The following is a 232-nucleotide window of genomic DNA, read 5'->3' as shown; positions in this document are numbered from 1 at the left end:
ATATAATGCTGGGGCAAAATCATGATGATCGTCATCGCTGTCATTGGTTAAGTCGAAGGCCGGATCTTGGGCTGCCATCCGTGATTCCATTTCGGTCACATCAGCTTTCGATACACCTAAATTCTCTGCAACCATGGTCACTTCAGCGTCACTAAACCAACCTAAACGCTTTTTAGACTTACGAATATTAAAGAATAATTTACGCTGTGCTTTCGTGGTCGCTACTTTCACG

Annotated in this window: 1 pseudogene; it reads right to left on the bottom strand. The window is 43.5% G+C overall.

The annotated features are described in order from the left end of the window. Window positions 1–232 (bottom strand): annotated as a pseudogene (locus AAEZ03_RS29040) (RNA polymerase sigma factor RpoH); the annotation flags it as partial.

It is taken from the genome of Pseudomonas sp. HY2-MNA-CIBAN-0224, assembly GCF_040310285.1.
Classification (GTDB): domain Bacteria; phylum Pseudomonadota; class Gammaproteobacteria; order Pseudomonadales; family Pseudomonadaceae; genus Aquipseudomonas; species Aquipseudomonas helleri.
The sequence above is the reverse complement of the archived record's forward strand: the minus strand, read 5'-3'. Positions and strand labels throughout refer to the sequence as shown.